We start from the raw sequence: 23,856 nt of genomic DNA on the forward strand, positions 1-23,856 counted from the left end.
GATTCCGTCAAGCTAGCGCCACAATGGCTACTGCACATGGACGGCGCAGCCGGGGGAGGGCTTAGGAGAGTTTAGCCTGGCGGAGGTACTGGTAGACCGTTTCCCGGCTGATCCCAAAATCACGGGCAAGGAGGGCCTTTGGAACACCGCTGCCGGCGCGCTGAACGAGTTCGGCCGCCCGTTCTGGGGTGAGCGTCTTTTTCCGTCCTTTGTAGGCGCCGCGCTGCTTGGCCAGCGCGATGCCTTCCCGCTGGCGTTCCCTAATGAGGGAGCGTTCGAATTCAGCAAAGGCACCCATAACGGAGAGCATGAGGTTGGCCATGGGGGAGTCCTCGCCGGTGAAGACCAGGCTCTCCTTGACGAACTCCACCCGCACACCTTTGCGCGTGAGGTTTTGGACCAGAGCGCGCAGGTCATCAAGGTTCCGGGCCAGCCGGTCCATGCTGTGAACCACCACGGTGTCCCCGTCCCGGGCAAACCGCAGCAACTCCGTAAGCTCTGGCCTCGCGGTGTCCCTGCCGGAGGCCTTGTCCGTGAAGACCCGGTCCAGGACCTGTCCTTCCAGCTGGCGTTTCTCATTCTGATCCAGGGTGCTCACGCGCACGTACCCGATCCGCTGTCCGGCCACTGATCGCCTCCAACCTTGAACCCGTCAGGTTGAGTTCTAGGCTTCTCTCAGAAAGAAGTCAAGACCAGCCGCCGAATTTGTCAGGTTGGGGTGTGCTTCAGGCCCACAGGACGGGCTAGCCTACGGCGTGCGGAATTCTGAGTCGTGTGCCGTCTAGCTTGTCGAGCAGGTGGTATCCACCCAGCGCTGGATCAGTTCAGCCGCGCCCGGCACAGCTTGGTTTTCATGGACGAGAACGCCGTCCATGTCGGTGAGCCAGCATTCGATCTCACTGCCGTTGCGGGAGGAGCGGGACCAGTTGCGATTGCCGTTGGTGGGGGAGAGCGCCGGGCTGTTCTGATCCCTGTCCCGTGACAGGTTCCTCGGTGCTGCTTTGGGCATGGGCCTACCCCCTTTTTGACGGGTCGGGTGGGATGGGTGGCGATGTCAGTTTCGGGCAGTATCATCCCGGGGGAGGGCTGCCCTGCAGTGCCTGCAGGGCAGCCCTGGTGACGTAGGTGTCAGGCCTGCAGGCGTGACAGGGAGTCTTTTGCCTCGGCGGTGACAGCTTCCGCGGTGATGCCGAATTCCTGGAACAGGCGCTTGTAATCGGCGGAGGCGCCGTAGTGCTCGATGCTGATGGAGCGTCCGGCGTCGCCGACGAACTCCTTCCAGCCCAGGGCCAGACCGGCTTCGACCGAGACGCGGGCCTTGACCGCTGCCGGCAGGACTGCCTCGCGGTAGGCGGCGTCCTGCTTGTTGAACCACTCAACGCACGGCATGGACACCACGCGGGTGGCGATGCCCTCGGCCTGCAGCGCTTCGCGGGCCTGCACGGCGAGCTGGACTTCCGAGCCGGTGCCGATCAGGATCACCTGGGCGTCCACGGTCTGGCCGTCCTTGGACGCCTCGGCCAGTACGTAACCGCCCTTGGCCACACCTGCGGTGGATGCGAAGGTGTCGCCGGTGGCGTCGCCGTCGCCGCGCTCCCAGGTGGGGATGGTCTGGCGGGTCAGGACGATGCCTGCCGGGTTTTCGTGGTTGGCGAGCATGGCCTTCCATGCTGCCGCGACTTCGTTGGCGTCACCGGGACGGACGACGTCCAGGCCCGGGATGGCGCGCAGGGAGGCCAGCTGCTCCACCGGCTGGTGGGTGGGGCCGTCTTCGCCGAGGCCGATCGAGTCGTGCGTCCAGACGTACAGCGACGGGACACCCATCAGGGCACCGAGGCGGATGGCCGGGCGCTGGTAGTCGCTGAAGATCAGGAACGTGCCCGAGAACGCGCGGGTCTTGCCGTGCAGGGCGATGCCGTTCACGATCGAGGCGGCAGCGTGCTCGCGGATGCCGAAGTGCAGTACCCGGCCGTAGGGGTTGCCGGACCAGGCGTCCGTCTGCTTGGACGCGGGAACGAACGACGGCGAGCCTTCGATGGTGGTGTTGTTCGATTCCGCGAGGTCGGCCGAGCCGCCCCACAGTTCGGGCAGGACCGGGCCGAGTGCGTTCAGCACCTTGCCCGATGCGGCACGGGTGGAGACGTCCTTGCCGGCGGGGAAGACGGGCAGGGCTGCGTGGACGCCTTCGGGAAGTTCCTTGGCCTCGACACGCTCGAGCAGGGCAGCGGCCTCGGGGTTGGCGGACTGCCAGGCGTTGAAGGACTCTTCCCAGGCCTTGCGGGCGTGGGCGCCGCGGTCAACGACGGCGCGGGCGTGGGCCAGCACGTCCTCGTCCACCTCGAAGGACTTCTCCGGGTCGAAGCCCAGGACTTCCTTCAGGGCGGCGACTTCCTCCGAGCCCAGGGCAGAGCCGTGGATCTTGCCGGTGTTCTGCTTCTTGGGCGCCGGGTAGCCGATGATCGTGCGCAGCGAGACGATGGACGGCTTGGACGTTTCAGCCTTCGCTGCCAGCAGCGCCGAGTACAGCTCCTGGACGTCTTCCTTGTATTCGCCGGTCCGGGTCCAGTCCACGCGCTGGGTGTGCCAGCCGTAGGCCTCGTAGCGCTTCAGGACATCTTCGGTGAAGGCGATGTCGGTGTCGTCTTCGATGGAGATGTGGTTCTCATCGTAGACAACAACTAAGTTGCCCAGTTCCTGGTGGCCTGCAAGCGAGGAAGCCTCGGAAGTAACGCCTTCCTGCAGGTCGCCGTCGGACGCGATGACCCAGATGGTGTGGTCGAAGGGGCTGGTACCCGGAGCGGCGTCGGCGTCGAACAAGCCGCGCATCCGGCGCTGGGAGTACGCGAAGCCCACCGAAGACGCCAGGCCCTGGCCCAGCGGGCCCGTGGTGATTTCCACGCCGGCCGTGTGCTTGTACTCAGGGTGGCCCGGGGTCAGTGAACCCCAGGTGCGCAGCGCCTGCAGGTCCTTCAGTTGCAGGCCGTAGCCGGAAAGGAAGAGCTGGATGTACAGCGTCAGGGACGTGTGCCCGGGGGACAGGATGAACCGGTCACGGCCGATCCAGTCCGGGTCCCGCGGGTCGTGGCGCATCAGTTTCTGGAACAAGAGGTAGGCAGCCGGAGCCAGGCTCATCGCCGTTCCGGGGTGGCCATTGCCCACCTTCTCCACGGCGTCCGCAGCCAGGACGCGGATAGTGTCCACCACGCGCCGGTCTAGGTCGGTCCAGGACAGTTCACCCGTCCGGGAATCGGATTCTTCAATTACAAGGCTCGGCACTGAAGGGCGCCCTCTCTACTGGCGTTCGTTGTTACTGAGTTAGTCTTCGTAGCCGCAGATCGCCGCGACCTTGTCTGCTGAGGCACTGCTTTCGTCGAAGGTGTAGCCGACCCATTCCTTCGTAAGGCGGCGGGCCAGCTCGAGTCCGATGACGCGCTGGCCCATGCATAGGACCTGCGCGTTGTTGCTCAGAATGGCACGTTCTACGGAAAACGAATCATGGGCGGTCACGGCCCGCACGCCTTTGACCTTGTTCGCCGCGATCGCTACGCCGAGGCCGGTGCCGCACACTAAAAGTGCCCGATCTGCCGCGCCATCAGCCACCATCCGGGCGGCCTGAACCGCTATGTGGGGGTATGCGGTATGCCCGTCGGCGGCTACGCCGACATCGAGGACGTCTGCTACGAGGCCATGAGCCTCCAGGTCGTTTTTGAGAGTCTCCTTGTAGTCAAAGCCTGCGTCGTCGCAACCGACAACAATTCTGAGTTTTCCAGTCATGGGAGGTTGATCCTTCGATCTAGGTTTTGGAGATGGAGGTCAGGAGGCCGTGGCGCTGACGGGCAGTTTGGCCAGCCCGCTCACCAGGAGCGCAAAGGAAGTTGCGCCGGCGTCGGGTGTGCCTAGGGACTTCTCAGCCAGAGGGCGGGCGCGGCCGAGCTTTGGCGTTAGCAGGGCGGTCATTTCCGCCTTTTGAGTAGCCACCGCTGCTGCCGCCCGCCACGCCGCAGCAAGAGGAGTTCTTCTTTCGATGCCTGCGCTGAGTTCTTCGACGAATGGCAGCATCGCGTCCACCAAGGTCTTGTCGCCGATGCTGGCGCGGCCCAGATCCAGGATTGCAGCGGAGAATGACCGCACTGCCGTGACGAGGTCCTTGTCAGTGTATGCGGTCCTGCTGTCTGTCAGGGACCGCCCGGCGGCCTCGAGAGCTGCTCCCCAAAGAACACCCGAGGTTCCGCCAGCGCGTTCCGCCCAGCTTTGACCGGCTGACTGCAAAAGCCATCCGGCCCCTGCGCCGCCGTCGTAGGCGATTCTCGCTGCGGCAAGTGCGGCATCGATGCCTTTCACCATGCCCCGGCCGTGGTCGCCGTCGCCGGCCACCGCATCGATTTCTCCGAGTCGGACCTCGTCAGCATGGAGAATTCGGGCCATGCTTTCCAAAGCATCGACGGTTTTCCCTGCAAGGAACCGTGCGGCTGGGGTTGCATCCGGAATCGTTTTGGATTCCTGGATTTCCTTGCTGCTGTCTTGAGCGAAACCACTGATCGCTGCAATGGGGGCTTTCTGCTTCCTGAAGGCAGGAGTGTAGGTGTCTGCGGTCCAAAACGTCTCGAGCTGTTCGTCCAGCCACATCAGTGTGAGTGAAACACCGCCCATATCCATGCTGGTCACGAGTTCCCCCACCTCTGGGTCGACTACTTCCAGGTCCGCTTCCCGTAGCAGCTTCGACACCGATCCCCAGAGGAGGAACAGCTCTTCGTATTTGGTAGTGCCGAGTCCGTTGAGGATCGCCGCTACTCGCTTGCCGGCACCACCGGGTGCGGCTTCCAGGAGGGAGTCCACCAGCAGGCGGGCGAGATCTGCTGCTGGCGGCATCTGCATGTCGCGGATGCCGGGCTCACCATGTATTCCGAGTCCCAGACCCAATTGGTTTTCTGCGACCGTAAAAAGCGGCCGGTCTGCCCCCGGCAGCGTGCAACCGGAAAATGCCACACCGATGGTCCTGGTGGTTGCGTTGGCGGTGCGCCCCGCCTGTTCAACACCGTCCAGGTCCAGCCCCGCGGCAGCTGCAGCACCGAGAACCTTAAAGACGGAGAAGTCTCCAGCGATCCCACGCCGTTTGTCTTCCTCGACGGCCGATGCGATGTCGTCAGTAACCACCACGATCCGGGTATCGATGCCTTCTTTGCGGAGGCGCTCCGCGGCGATTCCGAAATTCATGTTGTCCCCGGCGTAATTGCCGAACGTCAGGATGACCCCCCTGCCCTGATGCGCGGCCTTTGCCACCGAATAGACCTGGGCCGCCGAAGGCGATGTGAAGATGTTGCCGACGACAGCGCCCGTCGCGAAACCCTGCCCGACCAGGCCTACGAAGGCCGGGTAGTGGCCGGAGCCGCCGCCGACGACCACCGCTACTTGGGGTTCGCCGGTACGCAGTGCCACTGCACCGCCAGGCACTCCGCGTAGCCGGTCCGCGTAAAGGTCAAGGAAGCCGGCGAACTGCTCCTCTGCGAATTCCGCGGGGTCGTTGAAAATCCTGGTCATGGTGTTGCTCCAAAAGCTCGAGATCTGGTGTGTTGTTAGTGGTGGCGGGTTCCGGCTGTGTCGGCCGGGACCCGCAGGAAGGTGGTGAGGATGAAAGCCACGCCGTAGAGCGCCACAAAGGCCCAAACCACGCCGGCGTTTCCGCCCCATGGCAGGACAGCGGCCACTACCGCTGCTCCGAGGAAGGCTGCCCCGCCGGCAGCTGTGGTGTACATGGCCATGGCAGCACCCTTGTGATCGGGAGTCAGCGCGGGCATGATAGCGCCCATCGGGACGAAGCCCGCCAGTAGGATTCCAAAGGCCACGCCAGCCAGGACGGACAGCCAGTAGCCCCAGTCCGAGCCCGGTTCCACGAGATGGGGAACGTACCACCAGGCCAGCAGTCCAACTGCTGAACCCACCACACCGAACCAGCGGACGGTGCGCTGCCATCCCCACTTGTCGCCGATGGCGCCGAAGAGGGCGTTGAAGGCGATGTTGGATGCGTAGACAATGACTGTCATCATCAACCACTGGGTCTGTGACCATCCCAATTCGCCGCCGATCACACTTGGCAGGATCACGAACATACCGTACTGGGGCGCGGTGTTGATGAGCCGGACGATGAAGCCCATGAGGATTTTGGGTTCGCGCGCCAGGAGGCGGATACCGCCGGAAAGGACTTCCGCTGTCGACTCCCCTGGGGGAGCGAGACGTTGGGTGCCCCGCTGCTCCTTGACGCCCAACCAAGCGATAAGGAAACCAAGGGTCACCAGACCGATCGAGGCGGCCATTGTCAGCGCTTCACCGGTCCGACCCCCGCCAAAGACCGGGATGAAGGTCAGCGCAAACAGCGAGCCAAAGGTGGGCAGCCCACCAGTGAACATGACGTAGAACCAGCCCACTGCAGTACCGTTGCTCTTCCTCGGGGCAACTGTGTTGATCCAGACGAGGAATGCGAAAGCAAAGAGCGGGTAGCCGAGCCCGCGGAGGAAGTAGCTGGCCATGATGCCGGCGGTGAAGCCCGCATTCAAACTAACCAGGAACAGCACCTCGAATAGGACCCAAGCTGCAAAGCCGAGCGCCATGACGCGCCGCGGACCGATCAGATCCGAAAGGGCACCGGACAGATAGGACGCGAGCGTGACGGCCACGCCGTACATGGTGATGATAGTGGGGGCCAGCATGGCCTGCCCGCCTAGCGCGCCAGCCATGTGGGGTGCAATGAAGTTCGATTCGACGCCGTTGCCGGTCATGAAGACCAGGACTCCGAGGAACCCCCAGCGGAGGGAGTGCGGAATGCCGATCCGGTCAAGCAGCCTTTCCCGCGAAGCTACAGCGGGCGTGGCAAATGTACTCATGGAAAACGCCTTTGTTTTGAGGGGCAGGTGTGGTTCAGCTTCCATGGGGGCTGCAGCGATGGCCCCCGGGCCGCTTGAGTTAGCGGGCGGAACCGGGAAGGATGGAGACTTTAACGGAGGCGCCGGTGGTGTCTCCTACGAGATCCAGCGCGTCCTGGAACCGGTCGAGGGGAAACTGGTGTGTGCAGATCTCATCCATCGGAAGGATGCCTGACTCGATCATCTTGATAGCAGCAGGCCAGCAGTGAGGCCCGAGGTGGGCGCCGCGGACATCCAGCTCCTTGTCATCGCTAATGATGGACCAGTCCACGGAAACGTCTGATCCGAAGACCGAGTACTCCACGTAAGTTCCGAGCTTGCGCAGCAAATTCAGGCCCTGGCCTACGGCCGAGGGATGGCCGGTTCCTTCTATGTAGACGTCCGCGCCGTAGCCGTCGGTCATATCCTTGACCAGCTTGACGGCGTCCTCGCGTCCCACATTGATGACGACGTCGGCGCCGCACTTACGGGCAAGGTCCAATTTCGTGTCAGACATGTCCAAGGCAACCACCGTGAGTGGGCTCTTGGCTTTTGCTCCGGCAATCATGCCAAGGCCAATCGGGCCGCAGCCGGCAATTACCACAACGTCATTGAACTGGATGTTGGCGCGCTCTACCGCATGCAGGGAGCAGGACAGCGGTTCGGCGAACGCTGCGTGCTCCGGGGCGAGTTCCTTGGACACCTTGTGAGCTCTGGCGTTGGGCGGCACCACCAGGTATTCGGCCATGGCCCCGTTGTAGTTGCGGAAGCCGAACATGTCGTGCGGCCCGCACATCCAGTACTGGCCACGCTGGCAGTACCGGCACGCTTCGCAGGGCACGATCTGCTCGCAGGCGATCCTGTCGCCGAGTGTGAGCCCGTGATGGGCGAGGGCGGCCTCGCCGCCGCTAACGATGGTTCCTACGAACTCGTGGCCCGGTGTCACTTCCTTCTGTGCCCACGCGGGGCGGTTTTCATCGCCCCAGAACTTCGCTGCGCCGTGGTAGCACTTGAGGTCACTGGCGCAGACGCCAACCGCCTCAACTTTCATCAGCAACTCATCCTCAGCCGGGACCGGGGTTGCCACCTCCTCCAAGGTGTAGTTCTCCGGTCCGTGACAAATGACTGCTTGCATCGCTGCCGGTACTGCAACGTGCTTTTCCACTTCTTCTGCGTAAGTGCTTGACATGGTTCCCTCCTTGGAACGTGTGACGTGCGTCAATAACCCAAGCTTGACGACGTGCTGAACAAATGTCAAGAACAAAATTTCTGAGAGCGGCCGTTGTGAAATTTTGTTCTGGGACCGATTACTATTGAGGCATAGGCATCTGCTGTGGAATGGAGGATGGGGGATCGCATGTCGGAAGCCGCACTCGCTCCGGTTGGTACGAGCAGTAAGTTTCCGCTGGAAACGATTTATCAGGCTGCCCGGATGTACTATGTCGAAGACGCAAACCAAGTTAAAATTGCCCAATCACTCGACGTCTCAAGACCTACAGTGAGCCGCCTGCTGGCCGAGGCACGCCGCATAGGCATGGTCCGCATTGAAGTGGTAGATCCCGCCGCGACGACATCTAAGTCGTTGGCCATCGAACTCGCCGATGCGTTATCGATCCAGCAGGTCTACTTGGCCGACGGAGATCAGTCGCGACGCCTCCGCGGGGGTCTGCTGCCCCTGGTCTTCGAGGCCATCTCCGACATGGCTCTTGCCCCCGGCGACGTCCTGCTCGCATCATCCGGACGCACAATCTACGAGCTCAGCCAAGCGCCGCTACCGAAGCTTCCAGGCGTAATCGTTGCCCCCTCCGTGGGGGGACAGACAGAGCCGGAGCCCTGGTACCAAACAAATGAAATTGCCCGTGCGATTGCCGAACACACAGGCGCCCAGCCCGCTTTTCTCTGGACCCAGGCTCTGCCCTCGCCGGAGATGCATGAGTTCCTTCAGCGGGACCCGGACTTCCAAAGGATTAAGCGGTTGTGGGAGTCAGCAAAGGGTGCGCTTCTCGGCATCGGCGCGCCTCCCACCACGCGAAGCTCGATTTCACGATTTATCCCGAAAGACGATGATTCGCTTTCTCGCGCAGTTGGGGATATCTGCTTGAACTTCTACGACGTCCACGGCAAGCAAATTGCCTTCCCTGGAAGTGACCGAATCGTCTCAACCTCCGAAGAGAACCTACGAGCCATCCCCCATACGGTCGGTGTGGCGGTTGGCGCCGAAAAGGCCACAAGCATAGTGGGTGCAGCACGCGCCGGATACTACCGCAAGCTGGTGACCGACTCGCATACAGCGAGGGCCGCCTTGGATTACATCAGAACAGCATAACCGGGGGCCATCCGGCCTACCACGTGGTGTCTTTCTCCTGCCACCGGGCCAGGAAGTGCATATGTTCGCGGTTGGCAGGATACAAGCTGAGGTACTGCTGGTAGAGGTCCTCATAGACAGCGCCGGTTCGAGGGTCTGGCTCCACAATCCGAGCAGTTTGCATCCAATCAGTGTCGGGGCCCACACAGCCGGTACCCACCGCCGCCATCAAGGCATCCCCGTAGCTCGCGCCTATCGTCACTTTCGGCACTATCTGAGGCCGTCCTGAAATATCGCTGACAATCTGTGCCCATAGCCCTGCTTTTAGCCCTCCACCAACGGCGAGAAGGCGCGTGATCGGTTCTCCCGCCTGCTCGACCAGATCCAGCATCTGCCGCAAACCATAAGAGATCCCTTCGAGCCCGGCACGGAGCAGGTGCCCGCGTCCATGCCGAAGGGTTAATCCAGTAATCATTCCGCGTGCGTCAGGGTCAAGGAGTGGCGTGCGTTCGCCGGCGAAATAAGGCAGCAAGAGAAGGCCCTCCGCTCCGGCTGGCGTCGCGGCTGCCTCAGAAAAAAGTTCTCCCATATCTGCTCCGCCGAAAAGGCGCTGCAGCCAAGTCAGCAGGCTTCCAGATGTGGCCATACCCCCGGACAGCGTAATGGAGCCAGGCTCCACGCCGGGAGCGACCCACAGCTTGGGATGACTTCGGAGCGCCTCGAGGCGTTGAACGAAAAACATGGTGGACCCGTACATCAGCATGGTGTCCCCTGCTCGGCGGACACCCGCACTGTATGCCTCCACCCAGGCGTCCACCGTTCCGGCACACACCGGTATCCCAACCGGGATCCCAGTCAACTCCTGCGCTCCCCGGGTGACCGTCCCTGCGACCTCGGCTGGCCACAATAGCCGTGGAAGGGGAAGATGACCGGCAACCGCCCGGGCGCGTTCAGTGATCCATTCGAGCCGGTGAATGTCGTAAAGGGGATCACACTGGCTGGCCGTGGGGTGGTCCAGGACGTACTCGCCTGTCAGCCGCTGAACCAAGAAGGAACTGCAGGAAAACCAATACCTGGCAGCAGAAAAGACGGCCGGCTCGTTCCTAGCAATCCAGCGGAGCTTCGGACCAACCGATTGTGACGACAGGTCTTTCCCCCCACTAGCAACGATCGCTGTTTTCCCCAACTCCTCGTTTAGGTCTCCTATGTCCTGGGTCGCCCTCGTGTCCACTCCATATAGAATCGCTGGCCGGAGTGGAGCAAAGTCCCCGTCGGTAACGACCAGACATGGTCCCATACCGCTGACGGCAACACCGAACACGCCCTTTGCGTCGTTACGGGCGAACAGCTCACCACAGAGCTGCTGAACCTCCGCCCACCAAGTTTCTTCAGCAAGCATCTCAGCCCAACCGGCGCGCGGCAGGGAGATCGTGTGGTGGACGATTGCGGTATCGATGATCGACCCGTCAGAAGTGACGAGAACGGCTTTGCTGCTACCCGTTCCTATATCGATTCCGAGGAACAACCGCCGTCACCTTCCCTAGGGCTCCAGCCCTCTTTCCCAGGCACCACCGGTGCCCCAAGCGCCATCCTATCCCCGGCACCAGACCCGGCCACTGCAGCGGGCGCATCCGCTGGCAACTCCTTTGCAGCCCAGCCCTGCCCGTTTTGAAACGCCGATAACGGATATTCGGTCACGTAGCTATCTGCCTTTGCACGAGGACCAGAAACCGTAGGTGGGTTCGCTACACGCCGCACCCGTCAAGGTTCCTGGGAGGTCACCTCGCAGTAGAGCCCAGTTGACGGGGTGGCGGGCAGCGCGGCAACTTGGTGGCGCCAGTCGTGTGTCTTCATCTGGCGCAAAATTCGGCGCGATGACCTTGGTCGGTGTCAGAATTGCGTCCAAGTTCCGTTTATTGACAGTGGATCAAGATGGTCTCAGATTCCACCCTGACAGTCGGAGGGGCAGGAAACCCGGGTTCGGCAGCCCGAGAATAATCGAAATAGTCCAAGGAATCGGGACTTGATGGAAACCCTTCGGGCAAGGGATGGCGATCACGCCTCTTCCGACTCTCTGGTGCCCAGAAACAAGTCCGGAGCTCCGTCGAAAGGCCCAATCCTCCGTGGTCAGGCCGCCCCGACGTCAGGTTGGGGTGTGCCCCAAGTGAACGGACTAGCTACGCTAAGTCGGGGTGGGACAGGTCGAAAGGATTTGGCCTGAGTGTTCATGCGCTTGCCCGGCAGCACGATTCAAGCTCTTGCTCTCAGGGCAGGCCCCGCGGACTTGACGATGATCCGGGTCCTTGAGAGGAACCACAGGCGGGGCAGATAGTCCCGCTGGGCGGTACCGGCAGATCCGGCCGCCCCCTACCCGGTTCTAATTTCTGGCCACGACTTGCTTCGTGGGCTTGGACGTGTTGTTCCCCTTCTAAGGACAAGCTGTAGATTCTGTGCCTGCCGACTTTCTCGATACTCACGAATCCGTGGGAGTTCAGCTGAGTTAATCGGTTGCTGACGTATCCCTGTGAAAGGGCGAGCTCATCCGCTAGCGCCTTAGGATACGTGGGCCCTCGCTGCAGAACACGGACGATAGCGACTGTGGTTCGCCCTTCAAGCAAGGGGGAAACTTGCGCCTTCACACGCTTTCCTTACTGTCGTTGTGTTCCCTGATAGGGAGCACAAAGCGAACTTCTTGCTGAAAGTCTCTGCCCGGCTGGTGGCCGAGCCGGGCAGAGACTGCTGCTGTTGGGCTACCCCTTGAGCATGCCTTCTAAGTCGGTTTTGGCTGCGGCCATAGCAGCTTTGGCGGAGACGCTGCCGGACAGGGCAGCTTCGACGTGTTCATTGAAGCGTGTCTGAGCTGATGACGCGCTGGGGAAGTTCCAGAACGGGTTGCGCGTTGCGGTGGAGGCAACTTGCTTGTCGAATTCGCTGTGGAACGCATCCTTCTTAAACCATTCCGCGTTGAGATCCCGTGTGGTGGTTGGAGGTTGTCCGGCTGCCTCAAACATCTTTTGCGTGGCTTGGGCGTCGGTGCTCATGTATTCCATAAACCGAGTTGTGGCATCCTCGTCAGTAAACCGCACCAGGGGCTGACTCCATACCAGGGCTTGCGGTGTGTCTCCCGAGGATTGGGTCGGGCGGGCGGCGGGCTTCATCTTTGATGCCATCTCAGGGTCACTTGATTGGCCCGGAATGATGCCTATTGCCTGTGGCGCGTCCTCGTAGATGGCAGCCTTCCCCTGGGCGAAAAGCGTGCGGGCAGAGTCACGGACCACTCCGGCCTGGATCAGTCCTTCGTCCAGGAGCTGCTTCCAGTAGTCCAAGGCCCGAACTGAGCCTTCATCGCCCACGGTCACGGTCTCGCCGTCCACAACAGGAGAACCGAAGGTCCACATCCACGGGATGATGTCCTTAAGCTGCTCCACCTTGGTGCAGGGAGCGTAGGGCACCATGCTGCTGTCGGCCTGTTTCAGCGCCCGAAGGGCCGCCGTGAAGTCATCGACGGTGCGGGGCGGCGCCGAAACCCCGGCTGATGAGAGGATGTCGGTGTTGACGATGATGCCGATCGCTGACTGCGTCCAGGGCATCGCATACCGCTTGCCCTTGTAGGTGCCGGCGTTCTTTACAGAGTCAGGGTACAAAGACTCGTCGAACGCCCCTGAGACCTCTTTGAGGGCGCCGGTCAGGGCGAGAGTTGAAAGCCACTCCTCGTCGATGTGGGCGACACCGGTGAGGCTTCCGCTTTTGGCTTTGAGGACGAGCTGGTTGAGGTACTGCAGGTACGGATAGCTGTTCTCCTCCGTTTTGACTGACGTGGCCGAGCTGAAGTCCGCCACGACTTCTTTGAGTGTCGTGCCCGAGTCCTGTCCGAAGACCCATGATGTGACGGACAAGGCCCCGTTGGCGGCGGGGGTGCCCGATGAGGAGCCGCAGCCTGTGAGTGTGAGGAAGCCCAGGGCGGCGGTGCCTGCCCCCGCTCCGAGGAAGGCCCGGCGGGACAGGGCGTTTGCTGAACGGTTAGGCATCGTTGCCATTTTCTTTCTCCTATTGATCTGTTGCGGCCGGCGCCGCAGGTGGTGGGGAGCTATTTGACGGAGCCGGCCAAGGCTCCGCTTACGAAGTGTTTTTGCAGGAGCAGGAAGACTGCGATCACGGGCAGGGAGGTCACCAGGGACGCGGCCATCATTTGGCCGTAGGAGTTCTGGAACTCGCCCAGGAAGGTCAGTGACAGGCCTGCCGGGAGGGTTTGCAGAGGTGTATCGACAAGGGTTAGTGCGTAGGCCAGGTCATTCCATGCCCGGATGAAGGCGAAAAGGCCGACGGCGATCAGTGAAGTTCGGCAGACAGGCAGCAGCACGGTGATCATGATTCTGAGCTCGCTTGCCCCGTCGATGCGGCCTGCTTCTATGAGGTCGCTGGGAATCGCATCAAAGCTGTTCTTCATCATCCATACGGCGAGGGGGAGGGTGAATGTTGAGTACGAGAGGATGAGCGCCCCGTAGGTGTTGAGCAGTCCGAGGGCGTTGAACGAGGCGTACAGCGAGAGCAGGAGCAGGACCTCGGGGACCATCTGGGCCACGAGTATCAGGTACATCAGCGGGGTGCGGCCGTAGTAGCGGAATTTCGAGAAGGAGTACCCCGCGGTGAATCCCAGGAAGAGGCTGATGACGGTTGTCGTGGTTGCCACGATCAATCCGTTCACCATGAACTGCAGGAGTGTCGCGTTGGTCAGGACCTCGGTGAAGTGCTCCAGGGTGAAAGACCGCTGTATCGAGGGCGGGAACTGGAAAATGTCATGGTTGGAAGTGAACGCCGTCAAAGCCATCCAGGCCACTGGAAAGAGGGAGAACAACAGCAGTGCCGCGACCGTGATGTGGGCGGTGGTTGAGCGACGCTGCCCGGGAGCGGAACCGTGGGCAGATGCTCCGATGCCGGTCCTCGCTGGTGTTTTGAGGGTTGCAGACATCTGGTTAATCCTTTTCCTGCTTGAGTGTATAGACGACGTAAATGGCCACCAGGGCGCTCATGAGGACGGTCCAGACGGCGCCGATTGCTCCTGCCGCCCCAAGGTCGAAGTCGCTGAAGGCGGCCTTGTACAGGGCGATGGAGAACGTTGTCGTGGAGCCCACAGGCCCGCCGCTGGTCATCACGTAGGGAATCTCGAACTGTTGGAATCCCCAGATCGTTTCGAGCAGCAGGGTCAGGGCCAGGGCCGGTTTGATTTGCGGGAGGATCACGAAGAACTGTTTCTTCCAGGCGGAGGCTCCGTCCACGGCTGCGGCGTCGTGTACTTCGGAGGGAACCCCCTGCAGCGCCGCCAGGATCAGGATGGTCATCCAGGGGAAGGAGTGCCAAATCTTGGCCACAATAATTGCTGCCATGGCCAGCTGGGGGGAATCCAACCAGTTGGTGTTGCCTTCTCCCAGGCCCAGCAGTTGGATGGCGCCGTTCAGGACGCCGTAGTTGGTGTCGAAGATCCAGAGCCAGACGAAGGAAACGACGACGCCGGGGAGGATCCACGGTACGAGGAATGCCGTGCGGAGGGCTCCGACGGCCGCCATCCGCGTGTTCAAGGCCAGGGCAAGGGCCAGTGCGACGACGAAGGCGCCGAGGGTCGAGGCTCCCACGAAGACGATGGTTTGCCACAGGATGGGGCCGAAGGATGGTGAGGAGATGAAGTTTGCGATGTTTTCGAATCCGACGAAGTTCTCGTCGGTGCTGAGCAGGCTCCGGTCGGTGAAGGCGAAGGCGAGGGATTGAACGAAGGGATATCCGATGACAAGGATAAACAGGGTCAGGGCCGGAAGGATCAATAGATAAGGGAAAGGTGTCCCGCGTTTGGCTCTGCGGTTCGGTGCGGGATGTTCCTTGCTTGGTTTTCGGCCACTTGTGCCTGGGCCGGCCTGATGTTGTGTTCCGGTATGGACAGACATGACTTAACCAGCCGATGTGCAGATGGGGGATTGGTAGCACCGGATCTCGTAGACTCCGGCGGAGGGGTCGCCGTTGGTGGCGAACACGGTCAGGCGGAGTCTGCCGGTGGTGATGCCTTCAGGCAGGTCGTGAACGACGCGGGTGGAGTAGTTGCCAGACACGCGGGTGATTTCGCGCCACCCGCCAGCGGTTTCGGCTTCCAGGGCGTAGTCACGGGCGCACTGGGGGTCGCGGTAGAAAGCAGGGTAGGCATGGTATTCGCGCAGCAGGTGGCCCGAGAACGTGATCTGGACCTGGCGGATGCGCTGGGGCTCCTGCCAGGAGAGCTCGAGCCACTGAGGAAGTGGGGCCACCGGATCGGACCTCCACTGGTTGGTGCCCTGGTGGGGACGGGTGACGCCGGTAAGGACGTTGTCGGCGGTGTAGGCTTCCTGCGCCGGCTCGATCTGAAAGCTCAGGGTTGAGCCTCCGCCGAAGCGGCGGTAGCGGCCTGGGCTGTACTCGTAGCCGGCAATCTGCCCTGGCAGGACGGTGCTGGAGACGTGCCACTCGATCTCAGGAGCTGCTTCAAGGTCCACCCTGATATAACCGCCCTCTGCCAGGTCATCACCTGGGATGGTGACGGGCCACTCGATCCAGTGGGGGCCTCCGGGCGGGACGATTAACACTTCTTTTCGCAATGCCCCTCCGGGCTCGGTCCTGTAGTCCCAGATGTCCTTGACCTTATGAACGGTCGCAGTGACTTCACGGGCCGATTCCCCTCCATTGCTGAGTGCGAGCCGGATGACGTCGACGCCCTGCCCTGCCCCTACCGCAATCCATTGCGCGGTCCGCCGCTCAAGACGACCGGTGAACGGGTGCACTGGATGGTCGCGCCAGTGATCGATCCCACCGAGCCAGTTCGCGCTGTTCGGTCCGACCCCGCGGACCTTGTCAGCGCTGCTGGAGGTGACCGACGACGCGAGGGCCAGGTCCGCCGGGTCAGTATTCCGCACGTGGGGCAGGAAGCAGCCATCGCGCAACAGCGCCTGCTGGAGCTCCCCCATATTAGTGGTGAGGACAGACTGGATTCCCTGGCCGTCCTTGGCGATGGCAGCAGCGGTACCTGCCGCTTGGCCCATTACTGCCGTTGTCCCCATGACACGCAAGGCGCCTAATGCGGCGTGGGTGGAACTGACGTTTCGTCCCGCGAACATCAGGTTGGAGACGTCCTTGCTCATCAGAGCACGAAGCGGGATTCCGAAAGGTCCCACGTACTTGGAGGAGCCGAAGCTGGATTTTGGATTGGCGAAAAGAGCCGTGCTTACAGGCTCTGCGTCCTCGGCCAGCAGACCCCCCAAAGTGTGCAGGTCCACGTACCAGCCTCCGAACGCGACCTCATCCTCGAAGGACCCGTTTTCAATCAGGTGGTTCTCTGTTAGGACCAGCTCCCCAAGCAACCTCCTGCTCTCACGCTTTCCTGGCACTTGCCCGATCCAGTCCAGTGCCAGGTTCGCCGCCTTTTCGGACCAATGGGGATCCCTGTTTTTCAGGTAGTCCCAGATTCCCAGGACATGGCGCGTGAGTTCGTGCCGAATGACCTCGTTGTCGTGAATGGAATCCCAGGGGGTGCCGATTTCAATCCACCAGTACCCGCTGGAGAGCGTCTTCGGAAGCCGTGCCCCCTTGCGGAAGAACGAGGGGTCATCGTATTTCACCGCCCACTCGGGGGCCTTGAAGGGGACCGGCCGGCCAGTATCGACTGTTTTGAAGTGGAGGGAACTGCCCATTGTCCCGTCCGATGCTTCATCCGGGGCATCGGGTTCGCCGTACTCGGAGGCCGCTTCCGTACCGGAGAGCCATTCCGCCCCTGCCAGAGCACCCAAAGTCCCGTCGCCGGTGCAGTCTATGAAGGTCTTACCGGAAATCTGGATAACCGTCTCGGCGTTGGCCACGCGGGCACGCACCCTGCTGATCCTATGGTCGATGACGTCAACCTCTTCCAGGGCCGTGTTGAGGTGCAGGGTCAGCCCTTCTGTGCGGACCGCCATGTCATAAAGAACGAGGTCCCAGACGCTGTTTGTCCACCCGTTTTCTTCAATCTTGGCGTGGTTCGTGGCCCGTTCCTGGATCAGTGCTTCAGAGATGATGCCCGTTTCCCTGGCGTAGCCGTGGAAAGCTGCCGCACCGTGCGGTGTGACGCGCACTTCAGATGAAGAGTTTCCGCCAAGAACCGGACGGTCCTGAATCAAAACGGTCTTCGCTCCATGGCGTGCCGCCGCAACCGCGGCGGAAAACCCCGCCAAACCGCCACCGGCGACCACAACGTCGTAGTCTTCTTCGACAAACTTCACTCGTAAACCCCTTCAAAGTCTCTGTGTGTTGATGCAAGTGCTCATTGCTTGCCATGTGTGCGTGATGCCGCCGCTTCCCAGAACTTAAACGTTCTAGTAGAATTAGTATGTGATCGCGGTTACGGTCATGTCAATACATAGTTCTAAATGAGAGGTGGTTATGGCGGCCCGGAACCCGAACGGTCGACGGCCCACTATCGTCGACATCGCTAAGCAGGTGGGGGTTTCCCCCGCGGCCGTATCCATGGTGCTCAGGGAGCTGCCAGGTATTGGGGATGAAACGAGGCAGAGGGTCTTGGCGGCTGCAGCAGAGTTGAACTACCGCCCGGACTCGCGGGCAAAGTTGCTTCGGAGCCGCAACTCCAAGGTCCTCGGAGTGCTGTACTCGCTAATGTCGCCTTTTCACGCTGACCTGGTGCAATGGCTATACGAGTCGGCGGGGAAACGAGGCTACACCGTGATGCTCGGCGCCCTGGGGGAAAACATCTCCAGCGCCCGCGCCGTGGAGGCCCTGCTCAACGCCCGTTGTGACGGAATCATACTTATTGACCCGGAGTCTATGGATGAGTCGGTGATTTCCGTGGCCTCCCAAGTGCCCACAGTCGCCATCGGTCACATGCACCCCCGTCCCGGAACAGATCTTGTCCAAGCTTCAGGGTCGGAAGGTATTGCTCAAGCACTTGGGCATCTTGTCAGTCTCGGGCATCGACGAATTGCCCATGTCTCCGGGGGATCTTCCCTAGCGGGAGCCGAAAGAAGCAAAGCGTACGTAAGCTCCATGGAGAGGCTTGGGTTGGCCTCTGAGATCGAGATTATCGAGGGGGATGGTTCGGATCTGGCCGGCGTCCTCGCCGCTCGATCCTTCCTGCAGGGCAACATGCCAACAGCCGTCGTGGCTTACAACGACTCCACCGCCGTGGGGTTACTGTTCGAGCTCCTCAGAGCCGGCGTGTCGGTTCCGGCCGATGTGTCCCTAGTCGGTTACGACGACAGCCATGTCGCCTCGCTACCTCACATCGGCCTGACATCCATCGCTCAAGGTTCGCCGAGACTGGCGAAAGCAGCAGTGGAGCGAATGGATGCCAGGCTGCAGGATTCCGCCTCCACTTCCGCTCCAGCTGACCCGTGGATCGACATACTCACACCACACCTGGCGGTTCGCTCCTCCACCGGTCCCGCGCCTGCGGCGAAGGACCACAGCTTGATAACCAGCCAAAGGCATGGCACACCTCATGGGGCCGGGATGGACACCAGCCCCACTAACCATGTCCCCTCCTGAGGGAAAGTCTAAGGACCTACCCCACTTCAGTAGTGGGAGCTGGCGAGAAGTTGGAGGGAAACCTAACGCGAACCGATGATTGACTGCCGCGGTGCCGACAAGGCACCGCTGCGTAGCCGTCTATCACATCAGCGCGCCGCCGATAACGGATATTCGGTCAAGCTAAAGCAGACCGCTCAGCGCGGTACCGGGCTACCTCGCGAGGACGTCGACGTTGAGTGGCGCGCAGATGTTGACCAGCCAGCTAAAGCCGTCGGCTGCGGCGAAGGCAAGCCCGCTTCCGGGGACGACTTCAAGGTGATGCTCCTGAACCCTGTCACCAAATAGCATGTAGGCCCTTGCGCTGTTGTCGCGTTTAGACATCCAGCCGATGCCGTCAAACCCTGCGGCATGGGCAGCGTGAGCCCACTTGCGCGTCTGCGGATAGTTGTCCATCGGGGTGTCCGTGAGTTGGATGGCCTCGACCCCGAGGGCGCGGAGGCCCAATCCAAAGAATTCCACGACCCGGATTGGCCGCTTTAGCTCCAGTCCAGCCAGAACACTGTTGGCGTAAATGCTGCGGGGAAGCGGCGCCGGAGCACCGACCGGGACATCATGAAGCAGGGTCTCGGCCAGTGCGGCTTCCCGGGTCTCGGCGAGGTACAGGGCCGGCACGGCCGGGTCGCCGAAGAAGTGAAACCGGCCGGCCCCCTTCGGCCCGGGGTTGAACTGGTTGGGCCGAAACCGGTTGGAATGGATGCGCTGGAGGATGGTGCCAGCATCCAAGATCCCGGAGCGGGGCTCGAAGGGGCTGGGTGGCTCCGGGGTGGCAGGCCAGGAGGCCGTCACCATATGGCCCCAAAGTGGGCCTCAGCCGCCGCGAGCAACTTTTCCGGGTCGGTTAGGTGGTCTACCGGCCTGCGCTGGTCAGCGAATGCCGCCGACGGGGCTGCCATCCACAGGACCAGGTCTTCGTCCGGGACCCCGAAGCCGCGGGTTAGTGCCAGTAGCTCCGGAATGACAGTGAGGACGGAACCGCGCTGCACGTCGAATTGAAATTTCGGGTACCGGACGGCCTGGCGGCGGGCATAGCCGAGCAGCCTGCCGGCGGCCCGCTGCGAGGACGCGAAGTTCCGGTTGGTGGCTTTGGCGCCGAGGAAAGCTGCCGTTTCGGTGCTGCTCATCGATGGCAGTTCGTGTTCGATTCGCCGCCACCAGTTTTCCTCCGCCTGCAGGCTGCGGGCGAGTTCAGGAGATGGCATTTCCGGGTTGGACGCGATCGCAGCCCCCAGAGCCGCGATGCTGTTCGCTTCACTGAGAGCGCGCTTCAGGATCCACCCATCGACACCGGCTATTTTTAGCGGTTCTTTTATCGTCGAGGACGGAGAAGACTTGCTTGAGAACAAGCTGCCTGCAGCACGCCTGTGAGCTACTTTCGCCTTCTTCTTCAGGATCACGTCCCGCCGTGAGGTAACCATTTCGCCTCCTGAGCAATGACGGTTATTACATATCACTCTAGCGCGTGAGTTGTCATCCGGGAAGGACAGGCGCGCGGTCATCACGCGTTCTACGCCTGCCTTGCATTCGTCTGGCAGGTACGGACGTTGGCGTCAGAATAGCGCGGGATTCCGGTTTTATTGACACCGGCTCATGACGTTCTCACCTTCCACCCTGACAGTCAGAGCGAAGAGAAAGCAGGTTGGTAGCCCAAGAATTATCGAAGTAGCCGACCGGATTTGTACTAAGTGAAGTTCGCTCGGTGCATGAGGGTTACGGTGTCATTCGTTGTGGCCCCGAAGGCCTTACGAGTACGTGCCGACGGCTCCGCGACGGGGACCAGGTCCCGCATTCCCCCTCGTCGGACGTCCCTGACGTCAGGTTGGGGTGTACCTAAACCTAGTAATGCCGGGCGTCGAGATTCTCGGCCCTCGGCCATTTTTGGTCACGGTCCGCGATAGCCAGGGCGGCCGTCTAGGGATTGGTACACCCCGTTTCCTATTCCTATCGCACTTGCGCGAGGGCTTCTTCAACGATGTGTTCGGCGATGGCTAGGGAAGCCGTGGCCCCGGGGGAGGGTGCGTTGCGGACCTGAACGAGTCGCCCTGTGGACCGGATGACGAAGTCGTCTACCAGGCTTCCGTCCGCGTTGAGGGCCTGCGCGCGGATCCCACGCACGCCCTTGACCACGTCGGCTGATTCGATGGCGGGCACGAATTTGCGGGCTTCCTCCACGAAGGCTTTCTTACTGACCGCAGTGCGGACCTGCTGAAGCGTCGCGGGGATGTTTTCGGCAGCAAATTTCCAGAAGCCCGGGTAGGTGAGCGTGTCCGTGAGGTCGCGGAGGTTGGGTGCGTTGTTCCGGTAGTTTTCGCGTGCAAGGGACAGGAAGGCGTTGGGTCCGAGCATGACTGCGCCGTCCACGCGTTTGGTCAGGTGTACACCGAGGAAGGGGTACCGGGGGTCCGGGACAGGGTAGATGAGCCCGTTGACCAATGAGGAGCGCTCGGGCCGGAGCAGGAAGTAGTCGCCGTAGAACGGCACGATTTGCGGTCCGTTGTCCTTCTTCCCTGGGGTTCCTGTCTGGTCTGTGACGGCGTTGGCGAGCCTGTCAGACTGCAGGCCCGCGCACGTAATGACCAAGTCGAACGCCTCAGTGTCGAAGCCGGCGCCGGAGACCCTGACCTCGGATCCGGTCACGTCCAGCCCGGTGACTGAGGCGCCGAGACGGATCTGGCCTCCGTCGGCCTCGACGTCCTTGCCGAGTGACCGGGTCAGGCCGGGGTAGTCGATGATGGCAGTGTGAGGGGAGTGCAGGGCGGCGATGCCTCCGGTGCAGGCGGGTTCCAGCTCACGAAGCCGGTCACGGTCGATGAGGGCAACGTCCGGGACACCATTGGCCTTGGCCCGTTCGAAGATGCTGTGCAACCGGTCGAGCTCAAGGCTGTTGTGGGCTACGACAACCTTTCCGCATTCGTCGTAGGCGATGTTGTTCTCAGCGGCGTATTCGGCCAGCAGCTCAACCCCGCGGCGGCAGAGCCGGGCCTTGAGCGAGCCGGGTTCGTAGTAGAGGCCGGCGTGGACGACGCCGGAGTTGTGGCCCGTCTGGTGTCCGGCGAGGTCGGATTCTTTCTCAAAGAGGGTGATTTGGGCGCCGTCGACCATTCGGGATAGCTGCCGGGCCACCGCGGTGCCAATGATTCCGCCGCCGATCACTGCAATTCGATTCGTTGTCATTACTTTTCTTCCGTTGCTGAAATGATGGTGAAGTGAAAAAACTGAGCCGTAGTACGTCCCTTACCGATCAAGCCGTGGAGCTTTTTCGTGAAGCGATCACTTCCGGCGAGCTGGTTGCAGGCGAAACGTATTCAGCCAACAGCCTGGGTGAGCGCATCGGCGTCTCCAGAACCCCGGCCCGCGAGGCCCTGCTGCAGCTGGCACGGGCGGGAATGATCCGGATTGACAAGAACAAGGGAGCCACGATCCTTGCGACCACGCTCACCGATCTGGTGGAGGTCTTCCAGATCCGGCTGATGCTTGAAGTGCCCGCCGCGGCCAAGGTCGCCCGGACGGTTTCCGAGGCCGGAATGAGCCGCATCCTCGAGTGTTTCGCCCATATGCAGGCCGCAGCGGACGAGGATGACGCCGAGGCAACCCTCCGGGCCGACCGCGATTTCCACCTGCAGATTATGGAGAATGCAGGAAACACGAAACTGGTCGACGTCCTTGAAAACCTCCGCAATCTGGTGCTGACGAGGGGGGTGGGGACCGCTCCGGCCGCCCGATCCTGCCAGGACGTCGTTGATGACCACCTCGACATCGTCAAAGCGATCTCAGCGCATGACGGACCGGCCGCCGCAGCCGCCATGCGCCGCCACATCGTCAATACCGCAGAGCTGCTGATCGCACAGGAGGCCGGGGACAGCGGGGAGTTCGACGCCGACGCCGTCACCGAGGCCCTGCGCTGGCCCAACGACTATTCCTGCTGAGTCGCCTGCGAGGCTCAGGGCCTGAGCACTGCCTTGGTGCACTGTCCGGCGGCGACGGTGTCCATTGCCTCATTGACGTCTTCGAGGGCGAAGACGGTTAAGAGGGCGCGCAAGTCGTGCCGCTTGCGCAGCTGGGGCAGCGACTCCACATATTTCACGTAGTGGGCTTCGGCGAAGCCCCAGGAGCCGAAGATCTTGAGCTGCTTTTTCGTGATGTAATGCGGGTTGATGGGCGTGGCCCCGTGGTCGGTGTATTGTCCCAGAACCAGGACCTGTCCGTTGGGGCGGGCCAGGTCCAGGCTTTCGGCCACCGCCGCCGGCACCCCGGCGCATTCGATAACGACGTCCGCGCCCCGCTCCTGCGGGGTCATCTGCCGAAGCTTCTCCAGGCGCGCAGCGGGGTCCGTGTAGATGCCCATGTCTATGACCTCGTCGCAAGCGCCGATTTCAAGGGCGAGTTCAAGGCGGGACGCCGGTGCGCCGAGGAGGATGACCTGGTCCGCGCCCATTTGCTTGGCGTAGATCGCTGCGGCAAGTCCGACGGGGCCGCTGCCTTGCACTGCCACCGTGTCTCCCGGGTGGATCGTGAGGTTTTCCAGCATGCCGTGGAGAGCGGTGGGACCGGCGCAGCCCAGAGCGATCACTTCCTCGAAGGTCACGTCATCGGGAATCCGGATGATCGCTGTGCCGGCTTCTAGGGCGATCTGGCCTGCCATCCCGCCGCGCAAATGCGGGGCGTCGCTGCTGGTCCGATTGATGCCGTAGATTTTACGGGATTTACACAGAGTGCGTTCTTTCAGGACGAGGCACTCATGGCAACGGCCGCAAGGGATGTTGTTGGACCAGACAACTCTGTCGCCCACACGCAGCGGTGCACCATTGATGTCGGTGGACAGGGCCGGATCGAGAGCCGCGATGGTGCCGACGGCTTCGTGGCCCATGACGATGGGCATGGGAACAGGGAGATTCCCTGACTTTAGATGGATGTCGGTGCCGCAGATGCCCGCGTAGGCCACCGCGACCACGGCGCCTCCGGTGGACGGGACGGGTGCAGGGAATTCCTGCATTTCAAGAGGCTTGTTCACAGCCGTGAGGACAGCGGCCTTGATGAGCTCGGTCACGAGATTTTCCTTTTCAGATC

18 protein-coding genes and 1 pseudogene are annotated in these 23,856 nt (G+C 61.9%); 3 read left to right on the top strand and 16 right to left on the bottom strand.

Going from position 1 to position 23,856, the window contains the following annotated elements; genetic code table 11:
• Positions 1-61: 61 nt before the first annotated feature.
• From NFU08_RS06310 to NFU08_RS06340, 7 genes and pseudogenes are all read right to left on the bottom strand, one after another.
• Positions 62-628 carry a recombinase family protein gene (locus tag NFU08_RS06310; RefSeq protein ID WP_141001171.1) on the bottom strand — a complete coding sequence of 189 codons (567 nt, stop codon included), beginning with the start codon at positions 626-628 and terminating at the stop codon, positions 62-64.
• Positions 629-796: 168 nt separating this feature from the next.
• A pseudogene (locus NFU08_RS20975) lies at positions 797-895 on the bottom strand (TIGR01457 family HAD-type hydrolase); the annotation flags it as partial.
• Between the two features lie 233 nt (positions 896-1,128).
• Complete coding sequence (gene tkt, locus NFU08_RS06320) at positions 1,129-3,276, bottom strand: transketolase (RefSeq protein ID WP_251421495.1); 2,148 nt, start codon at positions 3,274-3,276, stop codon at positions 1,129-1,131.
• 39 nt (positions 3,277-3,315) lie between these two features.
• The gene (locus NFU08_RS06325) at positions 3,316-3,774 is read right to left on the bottom strand and encodes a ribose-5-phosphate isomerase (RefSeq protein WP_120693643.1); all 459 of its coding nucleotides are present in this window, start codon (positions 3,772-3,774) and stop codon (positions 3,316-3,318) included.
• A 39-nt stretch (positions 3,775-3,813) separates the two neighbouring features.
• Complete coding sequence (locus tag NFU08_RS06330; RefSeq protein ID WP_120693642.1) at positions 3,814-5,538, bottom strand: dihydroxyacetone kinase family protein; 1,725 nt, start codon at positions 5,536-5,538, stop codon at positions 3,814-3,816.
• 35 nt (positions 5,539-5,573) lie between these two features.
• On the bottom strand, positions 5,574-6,878 hold the full coding sequence (locus NFU08_RS06335) for an RbtT/DalT/CsbX family MFS transporter (protein ID WP_120693641.1): 1,305 nt from the start codon (positions 6,876-6,878) through the stop codon (positions 5,574-5,576).
• Positions 6,879-6,957: 79 nt separating this feature from the next.
• The gene (locus NFU08_RS06340) at positions 6,958-8,085 is read right to left on the bottom strand and encodes a zinc-binding dehydrogenase (RefSeq protein WP_120693640.1); all 1,128 of its coding nucleotides are present in this window, start codon (positions 8,083-8,085) and stop codon (positions 6,958-6,960) included.
• A gap of 168 nt (positions 8,086-8,253) precedes the next feature.
• On the opposite strand from NFU08_RS06340, the gene NFU08_RS06345 reads away from it, so the two are divergent.
• Positions 8,254-9,222 (top strand): sugar-binding transcriptional regulator, encoded by a 969-nt coding sequence (locus NFU08_RS06345; RefSeq protein WP_251421498.1) that lies wholly within the window; start codon positions 8,254-8,256, stop codon positions 9,220-9,222.
• A gap of 16 nt (positions 9,223-9,238) precedes the next feature.
• Here the strand turns inward: NFU08_RS06345 and NFU08_RS06350 are convergent, their stop codons facing one another.
• The 5 genes from NFU08_RS06350 to NFU08_RS06370 form a co-directional block, all read right to left on the bottom strand.
• Positions 9,239-10,726 carry an FGGY-family carbohydrate kinase gene (locus NFU08_RS06350; RefSeq protein ID WP_251421501.1) on the bottom strand — a complete coding sequence of 496 codons (1,488 nt, stop codon included), beginning with the start codon at positions 10,724-10,726 and terminating at the stop codon, positions 9,239-9,241.
• Positions 10,727-11,951: 1,225 nt separating this feature from the next.
• Positions 11,952-13,238 carry an ABC transporter substrate-binding protein gene (locus NFU08_RS06355; RefSeq protein WP_251421504.1) on the bottom strand — a complete coding sequence of 429 codons (1,287 nt, stop codon included), beginning with the start codon at positions 13,236-13,238 and terminating at the stop codon, positions 11,952-11,954.
• Between the two features lie 50 nt (positions 13,239-13,288).
• The gene (locus NFU08_RS06360; RefSeq protein ID WP_251421506.1) at positions 13,289-14,170 is read right to left on the bottom strand and encodes a carbohydrate ABC transporter permease; all 882 of its coding nucleotides are present in this window, start codon (positions 14,168-14,170) and stop codon (positions 13,289-13,291) included.
• Between the two features lie 4 nt (positions 14,171-14,174).
• A complete protein-coding gene (locus tag NFU08_RS06365) occupies positions 14,175-15,017 on the bottom strand; it encodes a carbohydrate ABC transporter permease (RefSeq protein ID WP_251421509.1) in 843 nt (280 codons plus the stop codon).
• Between the two features lie 123 nt (positions 15,018-15,140).
• Positions 15,141-17,471 carry an FAD-dependent oxidoreductase gene (locus NFU08_RS06370; protein WP_251421512.1) on the bottom strand — a complete coding sequence of 777 codons (2,331 nt, stop codon included), beginning with the start codon at positions 17,469-17,471 and terminating at the stop codon, positions 15,141-15,143.
• Between the two features lie 160 nt (positions 17,472-17,631).
• Here NFU08_RS06370 and NFU08_RS06375 point away from each other — a divergent pair, with 160 nt between their 5' ends.
• Entirely contained in the window at positions 17,632-18,750 is a 1,119-nt protein-coding gene (locus tag NFU08_RS06375; protein ID WP_251421514.1) for a LacI family DNA-binding transcriptional regulator, read from the top strand.
• Positions 18,751-18,942: 192 nt separating this feature from the next.
• On the opposite strand, the gene NFU08_RS06380 is transcribed toward NFU08_RS06375, so the two are convergent.
• From NFU08_RS06380 to lhgO, 3 genes are all read right to left on the bottom strand, one after another.
• Positions 18,943-19,515, bottom strand: a complete 573-nt coding sequence (locus NFU08_RS06380) for an RES family NAD+ phosphorylase (RefSeq protein ID WP_251421517.1) — start codon at positions 19,513-19,515, stop codon at positions 18,943-18,945.
• 59 nt (positions 19,516-19,574) lie between these two features.
• Positions 19,575-20,186 carry a hypothetical protein gene (locus tag NFU08_RS06385; RefSeq protein ID WP_251421520.1) on the bottom strand — a complete coding sequence of 204 codons (612 nt, stop codon included), beginning with the start codon at positions 20,184-20,186 and terminating at the stop codon, positions 19,575-19,577.
• Positions 20,187-20,730: 544 nt separating this feature from the next.
• Entirely contained in the window at positions 20,731-21,963 is a 1,233-nt protein-coding gene (gene lhgO / locus NFU08_RS06390; RefSeq protein WP_174181929.1) for an L-2-hydroxyglutarate oxidase, read from the bottom strand.
• A gap of 74 nt (positions 21,964-22,037) precedes the next feature.
• Between lhgO and NFU08_RS06395 the strand changes: the two genes are divergently transcribed.
• A complete protein-coding gene (locus NFU08_RS06395) occupies positions 22,038-22,715 on the top strand; it encodes a GntR family transcriptional regulator (RefSeq protein WP_174181927.1) in 678 nt (225 codons plus the stop codon).
• A gap of 14 nt (positions 22,716-22,729) precedes the next feature.
• Here NFU08_RS06395 and NFU08_RS06400 read toward each other — a convergent pair whose 3' ends face one another.
• Positions 22,730-23,836 carry a zinc-binding dehydrogenase gene (locus NFU08_RS06400; RefSeq protein WP_251421523.1) on the bottom strand — a complete coding sequence of 369 codons (1,107 nt, stop codon included), beginning with the start codon at positions 23,834-23,836 and terminating at the stop codon, positions 22,730-22,732.
• Positions 23,837-23,856 lie beyond the last annotated feature (20 nt).

The sequence above is a fragment of the Pseudarthrobacter sp. NCCP-2145 genome (assembly GCF_023708005.1).
Classification (GTDB): Bacteria; Actinomycetota; Actinomycetes; order Actinomycetales; family Micrococcaceae; genus Arthrobacter; species Arthrobacter oxydans.